The following is a 16074-nucleotide window of genomic DNA, read 5'->3' on the forward strand; positions in this document are numbered from 1 at the left end:
ATTTGGGCGCGGGCGCGGTTTGTGCGAAAAGCTCCCGGTAAGCGCGTTCGCGCCGCCAAACGGAAACCAGACGTCTTCATGACCCAGGCTAAAGAGACGCCGCCACCGGCCGAAAGCCGGATCGGATTTCCCGAGTTTGTCATGCTGATCGCCGGCATGATGGCAATGACTGCGCTGTCACTGGACATGATGCTGCCAGCGTTGCCTGGGATCGCAGGCGCGTTCCAGCTGTCCGACCCGAACGCGGCGCAACTCGTCATCATCATCTATCTGTTCGGGTTTTCAGCGGGCCATCTGTACGCCGGTCCGCTGTCCGATCGGCTGGGCCGCAAGCCGGTGCTGATGGGCGGGCTCGTGGTGTATGCCGTGGGCAGCCTGATGGCGGCGGCGGCGCCATCTTTCGAGGTTCTGCTGGTCGGCCGGGTGATCCAGGGGCTCGGGGCTGCGGCCCCGCGGGTCGTCGCCATCGCGGTGGTGCGCGACCGCTACGCCGGGCGGGGCATGTCGCGGGTCATGTCGTTCGTCATGATGGTGTTCATCATCGTGCCGGTGTTGGCGCCCACGCTCGGGAGCGGGATGATGCTGCTGGGGCCGTGGCGCTGGATCTTCGCCTTTCTGGTGACGTTCGGCGCCGCGCTTTCGCTGTGGGCGGCCCTGCGCCTGGAAGAAACCTGCCCACCCGGCCCGCCGGTTCGCCTGCTGACAGCCGTGCGCACGATGGCGACCACGCGCCAGAGCGTGGGCTACACGCTGGCGCTTGGCTTCATGTTCGGCAGCTTGATGACCTACGTCTCGACGGCCGAGCAGGTGTTCACGCAGGTCTATGGCATGGGCCAGGAATTCACGCTGTTGTTCGGCGCGATCGCCTTGGCGATCGTCGCGGCCTCCTTCTCGAACTCGCGGATCGTCGAACGGCTTGGCATGCGCCGCGTGTCGCACGCGGCGCTGGTCGGGTTCCTGGTGCTTTGCGGCTTGATGGCCGCGTTTGGCTATCCCGCGCACCCGCCGCTCTTCATCTACGCCCTGTTTTGCTTCGGCACCTTCTTCTGCTTCGGCCACATCGCGCCCAACTTCAACGCGCTCGCCATGGATCCGTTGGGCCGGCTTGCTGGCGTGGGCTCCTCGCTGATCGGTTTCTGGATGATGGCCGCGGGCGGCGGGTTTGCCGGACTGGTCGGGCAGCAGTTCGACGGCACGATTCGGCCGATCACCTTGGGGTTCACTGTGCTCACGCTGTGCGCGCTTGCGACCGTGCTGATCACCGAGCGCGGCCGGCTGTTCCAGGTCGGCGAGGGCGGCTAGAGCACGCGTTCCGGTGGTTTAACCGTTCGCTCGTGTTACAAGGGACGCGCTAGCTCCACCCCTCACGCGCGAACCCGCAAGCGAGCCCGATGCCTGAACATGGCCATCTGAACGACGTCCTGATCATCCTGCTGGCGGCGATCCTGTGCGTTGCCCTGTTTCAGCGCCTGCGTATCACGCCGGTGTTGGGCTATTTGACCGCGGGCATCCTGATCGGTCCCTACGCCGCCGGCCTGATCCACGATCCCGAGGGCACCGAACTTCTGGCTGAGTTCGGTGTCATCTTCCTGTTGTTCACGATCGGCCTCGATCTACCGCTGCGCCGGCTGGTCGAGATGCGTCACCTGATCTTTGGACTTGGGCTGGCGCAGGTCGGCGTGACCTCGGTCGCGATCGCGGCGATCGCGATGACCGTCGGGTTGAGTGCGGAAACCGCGCTGATTCTAGGTGGCGCGTTGGCGTTGTCGTCGACCGCGACGGTGTTGCAGCTGCTGATTGAACGGCGTGAACTGGCTGACCGGCACGGCCGCCTGTCGGTCGCCGTGCTGCTGTTCCAGGATCTGGCCGTGGTGCCATTGTTGGCGCTGCTGCCGATCCTGGCAGGGGGATCGACCAACATCGTCAGCGCGCTGGCGCTGGCCGCCGTCAAGGCGGCGGTGGCGATCGGCGCGATCCTGCTGATCGGCCGGCTGTTTTTGCGGCCGGTCTACCGAGTGATCGCGGAGACCCGGAACCCGGAGATCTTTGCCGCCACCAACCTGTTGATCGTACTGGCCACCGGCTATGCAACAGCACAGGCCGGCATGTCGATGGCGCTTGGCGCGTTCCTGGCGGGCCTGCTGCTGGCCGATACCGAGTACCGCCATCAGATCGAAGCGGACATACAGCCGTTCCGCGGCCTGTTTCTGGGGCTGTTCTTCATCACGGTCGGGATGTCGATCGATCTGGGCCAGATCATCGAGAACCTGCTGCCACTACTGGGGTTGGCGGCCGCGCTGCTGACCGGCAAAGCAGCGATCCTCTACGTCCTGTTGCGGGCCTTTAAGCAAGGTCACCGGATGGCCGCGCGGGTTGCGCTCTTGCTGGCGCAGGGTGGGGAGTTTGCCTTCGTCATCTTGGGGCTTGCGCTGCAGCTGAACGTCGTCGGCGATTCGGTCGGGCAGGCGTTGCTGGCGGTGGTCGCGATCTCCATGGCGACGACCCCGGTATTCGCCTGGGTCGGTCGGCGTTGGTTCGGTGCTGACGACCGCCCTGTCGGCACCGCCGAGCAACTGGAGGAAGCGACCGGCGACCTGGATCACCATGTGCTGGTTGCCGGGTTCGGCCGGGTCGGCTGGACGGTCTGCAAGCTCCTGGAGCGCAACGATGTGCCCTTCGTCGCGCTCGACTTCGATATGGAACGGGTGCGTCGCGGGCGGAACGAGAACATGCCGGTTTATTTCGGCGACGCCAGCCGGCTGGAAGTACTGCGCGCCGCCGGTCTGGAGCGCGCGCGGGCGGCTGTGATCACGCTGGACCAGCCGGGCCTGGCGGAGCGCGCGGTGGGCGCCCTGCGTGGCCACGATGCGGCGTTCACGATCGTCTCCCGTGCCCGTGATGGCCAGCACCGCAAGCGCCTTGAGCTGGCTGGAGCCAGCGCCGTGGTCTCGGAAGCGGTGGAGGCCAGCCTGCAGCTGGGGGCGACCGTGCTGCGCCTTTCGGGCACCGATGAAGGGCGCGTGGAGGAAAGCTTGAACGCCTTCCGCCGGAACGATTATGCGCTGCTCGACGAACTTCTGGAGGCGCGTGAGCATGCGATCGGTCAGGAGGGGAAGAAGCCGGACACCGGCAGCTGGTTCGCCCGTCACGTCGTTCCGCATCGGCGCCGGCGCAGCGACCGTGGCGCGGATGGAAAATCAAACGACCGGTGAGTTGGTGACGACCGCCACCGCCAGTAGTCGAGTATCGATCGGGTAATATCGTGGTATTAGGCGTACTTCGGAAGAGATTGAGGTAATTTCATCCATTGTTAAGCCCTCGCGGCCAGTGTCGACGCACGACCACAACCATGCATGACTGGGCTTGACCTCCATGTACGACCCGACCGATCCGAAGCGCTCGGCCACCCAGCAAAACTGCCGCGCCTTGCTGACGATCAGCGAGGATTTCCACACCCTCGTTCAAGCGAGCTGCCCGCGCTGCATGACCGGTACGGGGCCATGTGCGGTCGATACGATCCGCGCGACCATCGCGGCTGAGGATGTCGCGCCGCCGACCTGGGAAGAAGCCGCGGAACCGCCGGTGCTGACGCGGCACTGAGCCACCTGCGTCAAGCCGCTTGGCGGTGAGCCCGGCGTCGCACGAGAGGCTGTTGTCTCTTGCGGGCGTTTCGCCTTAGTCGTCGGTGAACGAACTGGCGTCTACCAGTTGGTTGACACGGGGCTGCAGACGCGCTTGCGCAAACGCCTCAAGATTGTTCCCCCGGATGATCAGGCGGATATCCTCGACGTAGGCTTGGCCGCGGGCTGAATAGTCGGCGAGCCCGGTTGCCATCTCGACCGCCTTGGGGGCGGTACCGCGTGCCCGCGCCCGCGCGCGGACAGCCCGAAGATTGGCGTAGGCCGCATGCGTGTTGAGGTTCAGCAGGTAGGACTCGACCGCCTGCGTCACCGTTTTGAACGTCCGAACACGGAAATCCGGATTCTCAAGCCCACGCGGCACCATACCGGGATCGTCGGGGTCGGTGGTGTGCTGACCGAAGAGCGCGTTGCCTTGCTGGGCGAATCGGCTGGTTCCCCAGCCCGTCTCGATCGCTGCCTGGGCGAGTACAAGGGCTGGCGGCACGATGTCCACCCGGCGTTGCAGCGTCTCTAAATCATCCCGGTCGACCCGATACTTATCCGCCAGCGTGCGCAGTTTGGCGCGCATTTCCACTGGCAGTTCGTCGCGCGGAATGTCGAGCGCAATGATCGCTTCGACGAAGTCGCGTTCGGCCCGGATGGCTTGATTCGCCTGCAGCACGGCCGGGAGCATCGTCTTGATGAACAGGCGCTTACGCGTGCTCGTGCGCGCAACCTGCTGGAGGCGTGCTGGCAGGTTGCTCACCTCCGCCTGCGGCACTAGCTGCGCGCCCTGGCGAACTTGGTCCAGATTCACGTTCTGGAGGTGCGCTTGCGGTGGCCGGACCTTTCCAGCGTCCGTTTCGAGCAGCTCTTGCCGCCTCTCGGAAGCGGAGTGCTGCGCCTTCATCCCCTCGGACGTCCGTTGCGGCGCGCGGGCTGGTGCGTCGTCGGCCTGAACGGGCCTGGCCGTGACCGCGGCGGACCCAGTGGCCGCCAAAAGCACAGCCGCAACCAGGACAGCCTTGACGGCTGCCGGCGGGCGGGTCGGAAATGCCATGCAATCAGCTGCTTTCGTTCGGTTTCTGATACCCCAAACTTCGCCAGCTGACCTAGGGGTCCGGCGTGCTTAGTGCAAGCTTGCTATCCTGATCACCCCCGACCAGCATCAGGATTGCCTGATTTTCGTCGGGCAGCGCGGTTCCGTGCTTGGTGTGCGTTCGGATTTCCTGGATCAGGGCGTCGAATCCCTGCTGGCGAAGCGTGTCACCGAACTCCGAGCGGTAGTTGACCGCAAGCGAGGCGCCTGCCGTCTGCAGATCGACGATGCGCCAGTGGCCCGTCTCCATCCGGTGGACGCGCCAGACCCAGCGCGTTTCCTTGCCGTGGCGACGGTCGACGTGGGTCGAGACAGCCGCTGTGTCGGGGGTAACCTTGCGGGAAGCGGTCACCGACATTTTGGCGATCGCGTTGCGGGAAAGCAGCCGGCTGTAAGTGCCGACGACATAATCGGCGAACGTGTGCTGGAACATCCGGCGTTGATCGCCGTTCAGGCCCGCGGCGTAGCGTCCCAGAACGAAGCTCGCGATCGTGTTGAAGTCGATCTCATCACGCAGCGTGTTCGCAAGTGCGTGTTCGCGTGCCGACGTGTCCTTGGTGCCGTCGTTCAGAACGCCGACGAGGCGATCGTTCAGGCGCGTGATTGCGCGTTCCGCTTCGGGGGCACGCGGTTGTGTGCTTGCGTCCGTCGCCATCGCGGTTTGCGGCGCGGCCACCGCCATCAGGAACGCTCCAAGCAGCGCCAAACGCGCCAGACGGCTGCGCTGGCGGCCGGTATCGGTCGCGTGCGCGATGCTTGCGGCACTGTGAATCATGGCGTCTGCAGTCACGATAACTTCCCCTTTTCGCAAGACGATCCCTGAGGCCAAACCGCATGAGGCGCTTAGCATCTGGGCGTTCGCGACGGCCTGTACGGCGGACCCGCTCAGCCAATCGACGCCTTATTCCTGTCAAAATGCGCGTGACGTTGGTGTGCCAATCTCACGTTTCCCTGCGCACAGCTGTGACCGGGTTGGTGCTGACAAGGTCGCCCTTGAAACAACCTCTCGGGGGGCGACGTTAATCGGTGGGGCCACATATCGATGAGCGAAACCGGCGAACCAGAAGCGGTCCGGCTGCGTAAATAGTGTGACGCGGATCGACGGCATGACGGATATTAAGGGGAGACGGCGCGATGGCACAGCAGGACCCGCGGATTGCAATCGTGCTGACCTCGCACGATACGTTGGGCGATACGGGTAAGGCGACCGGCTTCCATTACGAGGAGCTGGCCGCGCCTTATTGGGTGTTCGTGGATGCTGGCTACACGGTGGATATCGCCTCGATTCAGGGCGGTGAGCCGCCGCACGACCCAAGTTCACTGCCTGACACGCCAGCGGAGCAGCCGGGCAGTGTCGCGCGGTTCCGTGACGACGGCGAGGCATGCGCGAAGCTGCGCCAGACGATGCGTGTCGGGGATCTCGATCCGGCGGCTTATGCCGGGATTTTCCTGGCTGGCGGTCACGGCGCGATGTGGGACTTCCCGGACAACGCCGATCTGGGACGCCTGCTCAGCTCGGCCCATGCCCAAGGGCGCATTCTGGGGGCGGTCTGTCACGGTCCGGCCGGTCTGATCGCCGCCAAGCGCAGTGACGGCAGCCCGCTGATCAAGGGCGTGCGCCTGAACGCCTTCACCGATGCCGAGGAGCAGCAGGTCGGGTTGAGCACCGTCGTTCCGTTCCTGTTGGAGAGTCGGCTGAAGGAGCTTGGTGCGCGGTTCGAGAAGTCCTCGCCGTTCCGTGGTTGCGCCGTCCACGACCAGGGGTTCGTCACTGGCCAAAACCCACGTTCCAGCCGCGCGGTGGCGGAACGCCTGTTAACTGTGATCGCCGAGGCGGGGACGGAGACCGCCGCTTGATCCGGATCATCGACGCCATCCCGGGCGGTGGACATTCGTGCCGCCGTACCAGACCCGGCGTGCCGCATTTGCCGCGGCTGGGTTGAAAATCGGCCCTGGACAGGTGCGGGTAGGATGCGGCACGTACTGGCGCGTACGTGTCCACCCTTCCCGTACTGTAGCTAGGTCGCCTCTTCACAAACCGCGTGCGGCTTGCAATCTTGTCGCGCGGTCCGCGGCGGGGTTTGTCCGCCGCGGCGAACTTTTGGGGGGTCTCAAGACGATATGAAGATCGCCATTCCGAAGGAGCGTCGTCACGGCGAAGCCCGTGTCGCAGCCTCGCCGGATACGGTGAAGAAACTGCTAGGCCTGCCGGCCGATAAGGTCGAGGTCGCGGTTGAAACCGGCGCCGGCGACGGCGCATCGATCCCGGACGATCAGTTCAAGAATGCCGGCGCCACGATCGCCAAGGACTACGCGTCCTGCGTCAAGGACGCGGATGTGGTGTTCAAGGTGCGCCGGCCGATCATCAAGGGCGAGCAGGGCAATACCGATGAGCTGGCGCCGCTGAAGAAGGGCGCGCTTTTGATCGGTAACCTCGATCCCACGCAGTCGCCGGAGGCGGTTCGCGCCTACGCCGATGCCGGTGTCGAGGCGTTCGCCATGGAGTTCATGCCGCGGATCTCGCGTGCGCAGGCGATGGACACCCTGTCCAGCCAGGCGAACCTCGCGGGCTATCGCGCGGTGATCGACGCCTCGGCGCAGTTCAAGCGCGGCTTCCCGATGATGATGACCGCTGCGGGCACCGTGCCGCCGGCCAAGGTGCTGGTGATGGGCGCGGGTGTCGCCGGCTTGCAGGCGATCGCCACGGCGCGGCGTCTGGGCGGTGTAGTCTCCGCCACCGACGTCCGGCCGGCCGCCAAGGAGCAGGTGGAAAGCCTGGGGGCCTCCTTCGTCGCGGTCGAGGACGAGGAGTTCAAGGAGGCCGAGGCCGCCGGCGGCTACGCCAAGGAGATGAGCGACGCCTACAAGAAGAAGCAGGCGGAGCTGATCGCCGACACCATCAAGAAGATGGACGTGGTGATCACCACCGCGCTCATCCCCGGCCGGGAAGCGCCCAAGCTGGTCACCGCCGACATGGTGAAATCCATGAAGCCAGGCTCGATCATCGTCGATCTGGCGGTCGAGCAGGGCGGCAACTGCGCGCTGTCCGAGTTCGACCAGGTGGTCGAGAAAAACGGCGTCACGATCGTCGGTTACGCCAACTGGCCGAGCCGCTTGGCCGTCTCCGCGTCCAGCCTGTACGCCCGCAACCTGTTCAACTTCCTGCAGCTGATGGTGGACAAGGAGTCCAAGCAGCTGAAGGTGAACATGGACGACCAACTGGTTTCGGGCACGCGCCTGACCCAGGACGGTGAGGTCATCCACGAGCGGGTGAAGGATTCCGTTCCGGCAAAGGGCAAGGGTGGCCCATCCGGCAAGGACGGCGGCGGCTCCGGTAAGGCGGCGTCCAGCGATGCTGGTAAGGCCTCCGCTACCAAAGCTTCTGGGACCAAAGCTTCCGGAACCAAGACGTCTGCCAGCAAGAGCGGCACGACCAAATCGTCCGGCGGTAAGACCTCCGGGGGCAGCAAGGCCTCCGGTGGCAAGGCGAGTGGCGGCAACAAGACTGGCGGCAGCACGTCGGGCGGGTCGTCCGCGAACAGCTCCGGCAGCGGCGCCCAGGGGAAGGAGAGCTAAGTCATGGCAGACTCCGCACAGGAGATGCAGTCGACGGCTGAGCGCCTGCGCGAACTGGCTGATCAGCTGTCGGCGAAAGCGAGCGAGCTCGCCGCGCAGGCTGGCGATCTGCCAGCGCGTGCCGGCGAGGCCGCGCACCAGGCCAGCGAGGCTAGCGGCGGCCACAATTTCATGTTCGGCCTGACCGTGTTCGTGCTGGCGATTTTCGTCGGCTACCACGTGGTCTGGCGCGTCACGCCGGCGCTGCACTCGCCGCTGATGGCGGTGACCAACGCCGTTTCGTCGGTGATCATCGTCGGCGCGCTGTTGGCTGCCGGCCCGGAGGGGTTCGATATCTCCAAGGGCTTTGGCCTGGCCGCGGTGGTGCTGGCCTCGGTGAACATTTTCGGCGGGTTCATCGTGACGCAGCGCATGCTGTCCATGTTTAAGAAGAAATAGCCGGGGGGCCGTTCTTAGATGTCTCAGGATTTGACGACGTTCGTCTACCTGGTCGCCTCGGTCTGCTTCATCATGGCACTGAGGGGACTGTCGCACCCGAAGACCAGTCTTCAGGGCAACAGGTTCGGCATGGTCGGCATGACGCTGGCCGTGCTGGCAACGCTGGCGACCCCGGGGGTCGAGACCTACTTCGGGATCATCGTCGCAATTGCGATCGGTGGCGCGGCGGGTGCGTTCATCGCGCGCACGATCGACATGACCGCCTTGCCGCAGCTGGTGGCCGCCTTCCACTCCCTGGTCGGTCTTGCCGCCGTGCTGGTCGCGGGCTCGGCGTTCTATGCCCCGGAGGCCTATGGCATCGGCACGCCGGGCGACATCAAGACCGCCAGCCTGATCGAAATGGCGATCGGTGCCGGTATCGGTGCGGTTACCTTTACGGGCTCGATTCTGGCGTTTGGTAAGCTGCAGGGCCTGATCACCGGCAAGCCGGTGGTGTTCGCCGGCCAGCATCTGTTCAATGCCGTGCTCGGCGTGGCCATCGTGCTGCTGGTGGTGCTGTTCGCGGCAAGTCAGCCGGTCTGGGTCTTCTGGGCGATCGTGCTGATCTCGCTGGCGCTCGGCGTGCTGCTGATCATCCCGATCGGCGGCGCCGACATGCCGGTGATCGTCTCCATGCTGAACAGCTACTCCGGCTGGGCGGCGGCCGGCGTGGGCTTCACGCTCGGCAACAACCTGCTGATCGTCACCGGTGCGCTGGTCGGCTCCTCCGGCGCCATCCTCTCGTACATCATGTGCAAGGGGATGAACCGCTCCTTCTTCAACGTCATCCTGGGCGGTTTCGGCGGTGAGGCCGGCGCCGGATCGGCGGACACGGGCGATAAGTCGGTCAATTCCGGCAGCGCGGAGGATGCCTCCTTCATCCTCGCCAACGCGGGCTCGGTAATCATCGTCCCGGGCTATGGCTTGGCCGTCGGGCAGGCGCAGCAGGCGGTGCGCGAGATGGCCGATATGCTCAAGGGCATGGGTGTCAACGTGCGCTACGCCATCCACCCGGTCGCCGGGCGGATGCCGGGGCACATGAACGTCCTCCTCGCCGAGGCGAACGTGCCCTATGACGAGGTGCTGGAGATGGAGGAGATCAACCGCGACTTCCAGCAGACCGACGTCGCGTTCGTGATCGGCGCCAACGACATCACCAACCCCGCCGCCGAGGACGATCCGCAGTCGCCGATCTACGGCATGCCGGTGCTCAAGGTGGACGAGGCGAAAACGGTACTGTTCATCAAGCGCTCCCTGTCGCCGGGCTATGCGGGCATCGACAACCCGCTGTTCTACCGGGACAACACGATGATGCTGTTCGGCGATGCCAAGCAGATGACCGAGGGCATCGTGAAGGCGCTGGAAGACCAGTAAAGCCGACTCTGCCGCCGACTGCTCGGCAGTGGTGGCATTAGGGCTATGCAGCGGGCGGCGGTCCCATGGGGTCGCCGCCCGTTTTTTGCGCGCTACATACCGTTGTCAGAACGGTGTCCACGGGGATCCCCCAGTCTTTTGCAAGCGTTGGGCGTTCACGGCGTGTGTCGGCTTGTCTCGCATGCACGCCACCGCCTGCCTTGCAGAAGGAGGGGAAGTCGCTGCGCCACCTTGCTAACTCGAGCGAAGGATCCGATCCCTTCCATGGATAAGACACGAGAAGCCTCGCGGTTGGTTGCGCCGCCCACGACCGGGCCGCTGCACTGTTGCCCCCGCCCCAATGACGAGGCGTCGGAGGTGCCGGGCCTGCTGCGTTGGCTGGCTGAGAGTGCCGAAACCGGTACATCGGAGGAACACATCCTGGCCGGCGCGTGCGAACGGCTGTGCGCGGCCGGTGTGCCGGTCGACCGGGCGTTCGCAGGGATTGAGTTGATCCACCCGCTGCTCGAGGGCCAGCTTTATCTTTGGAACAGCCACGACCACTCGGTGTCCCGCCGTGACCTCGACCGCTTCGACGACGAGCGGAGTGAATGGGAAGTCAGCCCGCTTTATCAATTGCATAACACGGGAACGACGGAACTGCGCCGGCGGGTTGGTGTCACCTATGTGCCGGGCGAATTCCCGCTCGTGGACAAGATGGTTGCCGACGGCATCCAGGACTACGTCGCCTTCATGCTGCGTCGTCAAGGCTCGCACGTTGTGGGTGAGCACGACATGACGTTCCTGACCTTCGCCACCCGCGCACCGGAGGGGTTCAGCGAACACGCCCTGGACCGGTTGCGCGCCAGCGTCTCCGCGATTTCCGGGGCGATGCGGCTGGCGACCGGGCCGCGTATGATCTATGCGCTGATGGAGACCTACCTCGGTCAGAACGCGGGAAGGCGCGTGCTGCGCGGCGGGATCGCCCGTGGCGAGGCGGAGGAAATCCGGGCGGTGATCTGGCTGTCCGATCTGCACGGCTTCACCAAAATTGCCGACGAGGTCGACCCGGACGCGGTCGTGCCCCTGTTGAACGCCTATGCCGAAGCGCAGGTCGCCGCGGTCGAACGCTACGGCGGTGAAGTGCTGAAGTTCATGGGCGACGGCGTGTTGGCGATTTTCCCGATTGATGGATCGGGGAGCGGCTTTGGCGATTGCGAGAAGGCCTGTGGCGCAGCGCTCGACGCCGCGGAGGACACGTTTGTGACGATCAGCGAGTTGAATCGCAGCCGTAGCGCGCGCGGCGACGTCACGACGACCCTTTATCTTGGTCTGCACGTCGGGCAGGTGTACTACGGCAACATCGGCAGCCCGGAGCGGCTGGACTTCACCGTCGTCGGTCCGGCGGTGAACGAAGCCAGCCGGATCGCCGACATGGCCAAGGCCGTGGACAAGGACGCCGTGGTATCCAGCGCCTTCGTCGAGGCGGCTCCGGGAACTCGGCACCGGCTGGTCTCGCTTGGCCGCCACGCGCTGCGTGGCGTGTACCGGCCGCAGGAGCTGTTTACGCTGGATCCGGAGACCGAGAGATAGCGTGCACAGAAAACGGTTAAACACAATTAGCCGCCGGCGCGTTCTCGCGGCCGGCGGCTAATTGTATCGGGCGGATGTCGGCACCGGATTGTCGGTGCCGATCCAAGACGGCTTTAGAAGCCCTCGCGCTCGCGGCGCTTGCGCTGCAGCTTGCGCCAACGGCGCACGGCTTCCGCCTGCTCGCGGGCCTTCTTCTCCGACGGCTTTTCGTAGTGCCGGCGAAGCTTCATCTCACGGAAAACGCCCTCGCGCTGCATCTTCTTCTTCAGCGCGCGCAGGGCCTGATCGACGTTGTTGTCGCGGACGTGTACCTGCACGGTTACGCTCACACTCCTTTCGCGGTTCCGACCGTTGTGGCCGCCCGAGCCAACCCCGAGACCGCATCGGAGCGGGCGGCATGTCATGTGTCGACATGGCCCTGAACGGTGCAAATGCCAAGATGCGGCCTGCCGGGTTCACACCCGGGCCGCGCGGCATAGTCCTCCAGGCCGTCGAGTGGCGACGGTCTATCACAGTGCTACAGGGATGTGAAGGCCGGTTGCGGCCCCGATGGGCGAGCTGCGGCGTTTTTATCGAGCGACCGAAACCCTTGTGGCTTGGGCCCGCGCAGGCCATCGTCTTGACCCGTTCACCCCGTTAGCAAGCGCGGAGTCTGAACTCGATGGCCGTTCTGGAAATCGCCCGTATGGGCCAGCCGGTGCTGCGCCGGCCCGCCGATCCGGTGTCGCTCCCGCTTGATGCGGCGATGCGGCAGTTCCTGGACGATATGGCGGAGACGATGGTCGCCGCGCGCGGCACCGGCCTGGCGGCCCCGCAGGTGTTCCAGTCAGTGCGTGCGATCGTCTTCAAGGTCGACGCCGAGCGCCAGCGTCACTCCGTTGCCCAGTTGGACGATCTGCCGGAACCGGCGACGGCGGGGGAGGGCGTGGCCCTGACCTATCTGCTGAACCCGGAACTCGAGCCGATTGGCGAAGCGGTCGACGAAGGCTACGAGGCCTGCCTGTCGATTCCCGGTCTGATCGGGCGCGTGCCGCGCTGGCGGCACATCCGCTACCGCGGGCTGGATCCGGAAGGCGGCCGGGTCGAGCGGGTGGCCAGCGGCTTCCACGCTCGTCTGGTGCAGCACGAGGTGGACCATCTGGACGGCATCCTCTACCCGGAGCGCATGCGCGATCTCGCCACCTTGGCCTTCGCCGACGAAATCGCCACTTCTCGAGAAACGGTCGATGCCGACGATGGCTGAACGTGCGCGCCGAAGCGACAACAGGAGACCCAAGATGCGCGATCTGGACGAGCTGCGCCGCGAGATCATGCAGCGCACCCTGGAGAACGTTCCGTTCGATGGCTGGTCCTGGGCGTCGATCAACGCCGCCGCGGACGAACTCGGCATCGACCGGCGCGAGGCGGAGAGCGCCTTCCCTGGCGGCCCGGCCGAGGTGATCGAACTGCACAGCATGGAAGCTGACTATGCCATGCTGGCGGCGTTCGAAGAGCAGGCGCACGAGGGGATGCGGGTGCGCGAGCAGGTGGCGCGCGCGATCTGGATTCGTCTGGAGCAGAACGAGCCGCACCGCGAGGCGGTCCGCAGGGCGCTGTCCTTTCTTGCCCTGCCGCAGCATCACACGCTCGCCCTGCGGCTGCTGTACCGCACCTGCGACGCGGTCTGGACGGCGGCCGGCGACGGCAGTGCGGACTATAACTTCTATACCAAGCGCGGTCTGCTGTCGGGCGTCTATTCCTCGACGCTGCTCTATTGGCTTGAGGATTCCAGCGAGGACTACACCGCGACCAAGGCCTTCCTCGACCGTCGGATCGACGAGACGGTGCAGATCGGCGGTCGGTTGGGCCGGGCGATCAGGAAACTGGAGCAGGTGCCCAAAGCCCTGCGCTACATCTTTCCCAGCCGCGGCGGCGAGGACTTACGGATGCGGGGGAACTAGCGAACGGTAACGCCGGCAACGGCGCGCGCGTCTGATGCAACCGCTGCCCCGCGTCCTCAGCCCTCTTGCCGGGCGCGGGCAATCATCTGTTCGAGCTGCTCGCGGCTGATCGCGCCGGGGGCCACCTCGGTGCCGACGATAAAGGCCGGCGTCCCCTGGATCTGCAAGGCCTGGCCCAACTGGCGGGTTCGCTGGATGGTTTGGGTCACCTGGTCGGATTGCATGTCCGTCTTCAGCTGCTCGACATCCAGGTCCATCATGTCGGCCAGCCGCATCACGCTGTCCTCGTTGACTGTCTGCACGTCGGTCATCAGCGCGTTGTGGAACGCAGCGTACTCCCCCTGCATCGCCGCGGCAATTGCAGCGCGGGCGGCGAACACGCTTTCCGGGCCCAGGATCGGGAATTCCTTGTAGACCAGCCGCACGTTGCCGTCGGCCTCGGCGACCTCGTGCGCCATGCCGGCGACGCGCCGGCAGTAGCCGCAGTTGTAGTCGAAGAACTCGATGATGGTGACATCGCCGTCGGGGTTGCCCAGCACCGGAAGGGGGCCGGGATCGCGCAGCGCCTCGGCGTGCTGGCGGACGCCTTGGCGGCGGGCATCCTGAGCCTGCTGCTCCCGGCGCTGACGCAGGATCTGGATCGCCTGCATGATGATTTCGGGGTTTTCCAGGATGTAGTCGCGCACCCGTCGATCGATCGCGTCCTGTTCCCCGGCGGAGAAGGGGGAGGCCGCTTCCGGCGTCGACTGCTGGGCCGGCGTACTCTGCTGGGCAAACGCCGAGCCGCTTGCCAGCGGCAGCACGAGCAGGGTGAGCGCGAATGCCCCGACCAGCGGTCGGAAAATGCGGGTGCGAGCGGTCATCTACAGGCAGTCTCCGGAGAAGTTCGGGCCGTGTTCCGCAACATGAGATGCGGACAGACGGTTGGACGGGACGGCGGATGCAGGCGCGATGCGGACGGTCAGCCGTCCCGCCGTTCCTGCCGGTTTTTGGCGGTACGCTCGATGTCCTGGGCGCGTAGCCAGCCGGGCGAATGCTTTTCTAGGTTTTGCTGAGCCCGCTGCGCTTGCCCGATCGCCTGGCTCAGGTCGCCGCGGTTGATCGCGTATTCCGCCAGCCCGAGCGCGGCCTCGCCCTTGTCGCCCAGGCGGCCGTGGGCGATCCCGACCAAACGCCAGGCGAAGGCGTTGCGCGGCTCCGCGTCGACCACACGCCGGGCGTTGGCAAGCGCTTTCTGGGTCAGGTCCTTGCTGTTGGTCTGTAGCTGCGCCTCGGCCAGGCCCATGCGGATCAGTGGCTGTTCCGACGCCAGGTCGACCGCCTTCTGGTAAGCGGGCAGTGCTTCCTGGATGCGGCCGTTCTCGAACAGCATCTGCCCCTTCAACTCGTAGAAGTATGGATCGTCCGGCTTCTGATCGATCAGCCCGTTGACCAACTCGAGCGCCTTGGACAACTCGGGCTTGCGGTAATAGGCGATCGCGCGGGCATAGCGGGCCGGGATCGCGTCGCTGTCCGCGGGATACTCATTCAGCGTTTTGGCGGTGGGTTGCAGGAAGCCGTCCAGCTTGGCCTGCATGCGCACGTGCAGGCGCTCCAGCTCCTCGGGCGCTTCCGCACGCAGACCTTCCTCGTCTTCCAGGCGGTCGGCCGCGGCGGCGAGCGCACTGACGCGCTGGCTGGTCAGCGGGTGGGTGCGCATCCAGGGTTCCTGGCTATCGCTCAACAGAACATCCTGGTCCTCCAGGATGCGCATGAACTCCACCAGACCGCGCGGAGAATACCCGGCGCGCTGCATGAAGGTGATCGCCGCCTGGTCGGCCGAGCCCTCCTGCGTGCGCGTGTAGGCGAGCAGGTCTGCCATCGACAGGCTCTGGCCGAGTGACATGATCGCCGTGCCGGCCGCCCCGCTGCCGGTCGCCGCCGCCGCACCGAGACCCAGCAGCATGCTGGTGATCATCTGTGTCGTCGTGTCTTCCAACTCGCGCCGGCGGCTGGCCAGGTGACCCGCGGTGATATGGCCCGCTTCGTGGGCGATCACGCCCATCACCTGCGTCGGATCGTCGGCCCGACGAAGCAGGCCGGTATGCAGGTACATGTTCATCCCGCCAGCGACGAACGCGTTCAGCGTTTCGTCCGCGATCAGGTAGACGTCGATCCGCTCCGGATTCAGGCCAGCGGCCTGGAAGATCGGTGTGGCGTAGCGCCGGACCGTTTCCTCGATCTCGGCATCGCGGATGAAACTGGGACGGTCGCTTTGCGCGGCCGCTGGGACTGGCGCAAGCCCCACGGTGATCGCGAGCCACAAGGCGACAGGCAGGCAGAAGAAGGCTTTGAGCTTGCGCACGGCGGTGTCCTTGTGCTTCACGGACGCAAGGGTATCCATTGCATCCTGGCCTTTCAATTGACAGAGGACCCG

15 protein-coding genes are annotated in these 16074 nt (G+C 65.5%); 10 read left to right on the forward strand and 5 right to left on the reverse strand.

Annotated elements, in window-relative coordinates:
• The first annotated feature begins 78 nt into the window (after window positions 1-78).
• From RHOSA_RS0105780 to RHOSA_RS0105790, 3 genes are all read left to right on the forward strand, one after another.
• Window positions 79-1302: a multidrug effflux MFS transporter gene (locus RHOSA_RS0105780; protein WP_027287927.1), complete on the forward strand. Its 1224-nt coding sequence runs from the start codon at window positions 79-81 to the stop codon at window positions 1300-1302.
• 89 nt (window positions 1303-1391) lie between these two features.
• Window positions 1392-3212 (forward strand): monovalent cation:proton antiporter-2 (CPA2) family protein, encoded by a 1821-nt coding sequence (locus RHOSA_RS20765; protein WP_081728511.1) that lies wholly within the window; start codon window positions 1392-1394, stop codon window positions 3210-3212.
• Between the two features lie 160 nt (window positions 3213-3372).
• Window positions 3373-3600 carry a hypothetical protein gene (locus RHOSA_RS0105790; RefSeq protein WP_027287928.1) on the forward strand — a complete coding sequence of 76 codons (228 nt, stop codon included), beginning with the start codon at window positions 3373-3375 and terminating at the stop codon, window positions 3598-3600.
• Between the two features lie 75 nt (window positions 3601-3675).
• Here RHOSA_RS0105790 and RHOSA_RS20770 read toward each other — a convergent pair whose 3' ends face one another.
• On the reverse strand, window positions 3676-4680 hold the full coding sequence (locus tag RHOSA_RS20770) for a glucosaminidase domain-containing protein (protein WP_051431848.1): 1005 nt from the start codon (window positions 4678-4680) through the stop codon (window positions 3676-3678).
• Window positions 4681-4732: 52 nt separating this feature from the next.
• A complete protein-coding gene (locus RHOSA_RS0105800) occupies window positions 4733-5494 on the reverse strand; it encodes an MlaC/ttg2D family ABC transporter substrate-binding protein (RefSeq protein WP_027287929.1) in 762 nt (253 codons plus the stop codon).
• A 359-nt stretch (window positions 5495-5853) separates the two neighbouring features.
• On the opposite strand from RHOSA_RS0105800, the gene RHOSA_RS20775 reads away from it, so the two are divergent.
• The 5 genes from RHOSA_RS20775 (at window position 5854) to RHOSA_RS0105825 (ending at window position 11718) form a co-directional block, all read left to right on the forward strand.
• Window positions 5854-6576, forward strand: a complete 723-nt coding sequence (locus RHOSA_RS20775) for a type 1 glutamine amidotransferase domain-containing protein (RefSeq protein ID WP_037255770.1) — start codon at window positions 5854-5856, stop codon at window positions 6574-6576.
• A 264-nt stretch (window positions 6577-6840) separates the two neighbouring features.
• Window positions 6841-8295, forward strand: a complete 1455-nt coding sequence (locus RHOSA_RS20780) for a Re/Si-specific NAD(P)(+) transhydrogenase subunit alpha (protein ID WP_081728513.1) — start codon at window positions 6841-6843, stop codon at window positions 8293-8295.
• 3 nt (window positions 8296-8298) lie between these two features.
• On the forward strand, window positions 8299-8733 hold the full coding sequence (locus RHOSA_RS0105815) for an NAD(P) transhydrogenase subunit alpha part 2 (RefSeq protein WP_037255772.1): 435 nt from the start codon (window positions 8299-8301) through the stop codon (window positions 8731-8733).
• An 18-nt stretch (window positions 8734-8751) separates the two neighbouring features.
• The gene (locus RHOSA_RS0105820) at window positions 8752-10146 is read left to right on the forward strand and encodes an NAD(P)(+) transhydrogenase (Re/Si-specific) subunit beta (RefSeq protein ID WP_027287931.1); all 1395 of its coding nucleotides are present in this window, start codon (window positions 8752-8754) and stop codon (window positions 10144-10146) included.
• A gap of 264 nt (window positions 10147-10410) precedes the next feature.
• A complete protein-coding gene (locus tag RHOSA_RS0105825) occupies window positions 10411-11718 on the forward strand; it encodes an adenylate/guanylate cyclase domain-containing protein (RefSeq protein WP_051431849.1) in 1308 nt (435 codons plus the stop codon).
• Between the two features lie 113 nt (window positions 11719-11831).
• Here the strand turns inward: RHOSA_RS0105825 and rpsU are convergent, their stop codons facing one another.
• Window positions 11832-12035 (reverse strand): 30S ribosomal protein S21, encoded by a 204-nt coding sequence (rpsU, locus tag RHOSA_RS0105830; RefSeq protein WP_027287933.1) that lies wholly within the window; start codon window positions 12033-12035, stop codon window positions 11832-11834.
• Window positions 12036-12379: 344 nt separating this feature from the next.
• Between rpsU and RHOSA_RS20785 the strand changes: the two genes are divergently transcribed.
• Together RHOSA_RS20785 and RHOSA_RS20790 are read left to right on the forward strand one after the other, a co-directional pair.
• On the forward strand, window positions 12380-12961 hold the full coding sequence (locus RHOSA_RS20785) for a peptide deformylase (protein WP_037255774.1): 582 nt from the start codon (window positions 12380-12382) through the stop codon (window positions 12959-12961).
• Between the two features lie 34 nt (window positions 12962-12995).
• Window positions 12996-13658 (forward strand): COQ9 family protein, encoded by a 663-nt coding sequence (locus tag RHOSA_RS20790; RefSeq protein WP_051431850.1) that lies wholly within the window; start codon window positions 12996-12998, stop codon window positions 13656-13658.
• Between the two features lie 56 nt (window positions 13659-13714).
• On the opposite strand, the gene RHOSA_RS0105845 is transcribed toward RHOSA_RS20790, so the two are convergent.
• Complete coding sequence (locus RHOSA_RS0105845) at window positions 13715-14521, reverse strand: DsbA family protein (RefSeq protein ID WP_051431851.1); 807 nt, start codon at window positions 14519-14521, stop codon at window positions 13715-13717.
• 98 nt (window positions 14522-14619) lie between these two features.
• Complete coding sequence (locus tag RHOSA_RS0105850; RefSeq protein WP_051431852.1) at window positions 14620-16041, reverse strand: M48 family metalloprotease; 1422 nt, start codon at window positions 16039-16041, stop codon at window positions 14620-14622.
• Window positions 16042-16074 lie beyond the last annotated feature (33 nt).

Origin of the sequence: Rhodovibrio salinarum DSM 9154, from assembly GCF_000515255.1 — a bacterium.
GTDB lineage: Bacteria > Pseudomonadota > Alphaproteobacteria > Kiloniellales > Rhodovibrionaceae > Rhodovibrio > Rhodovibrio salinarum.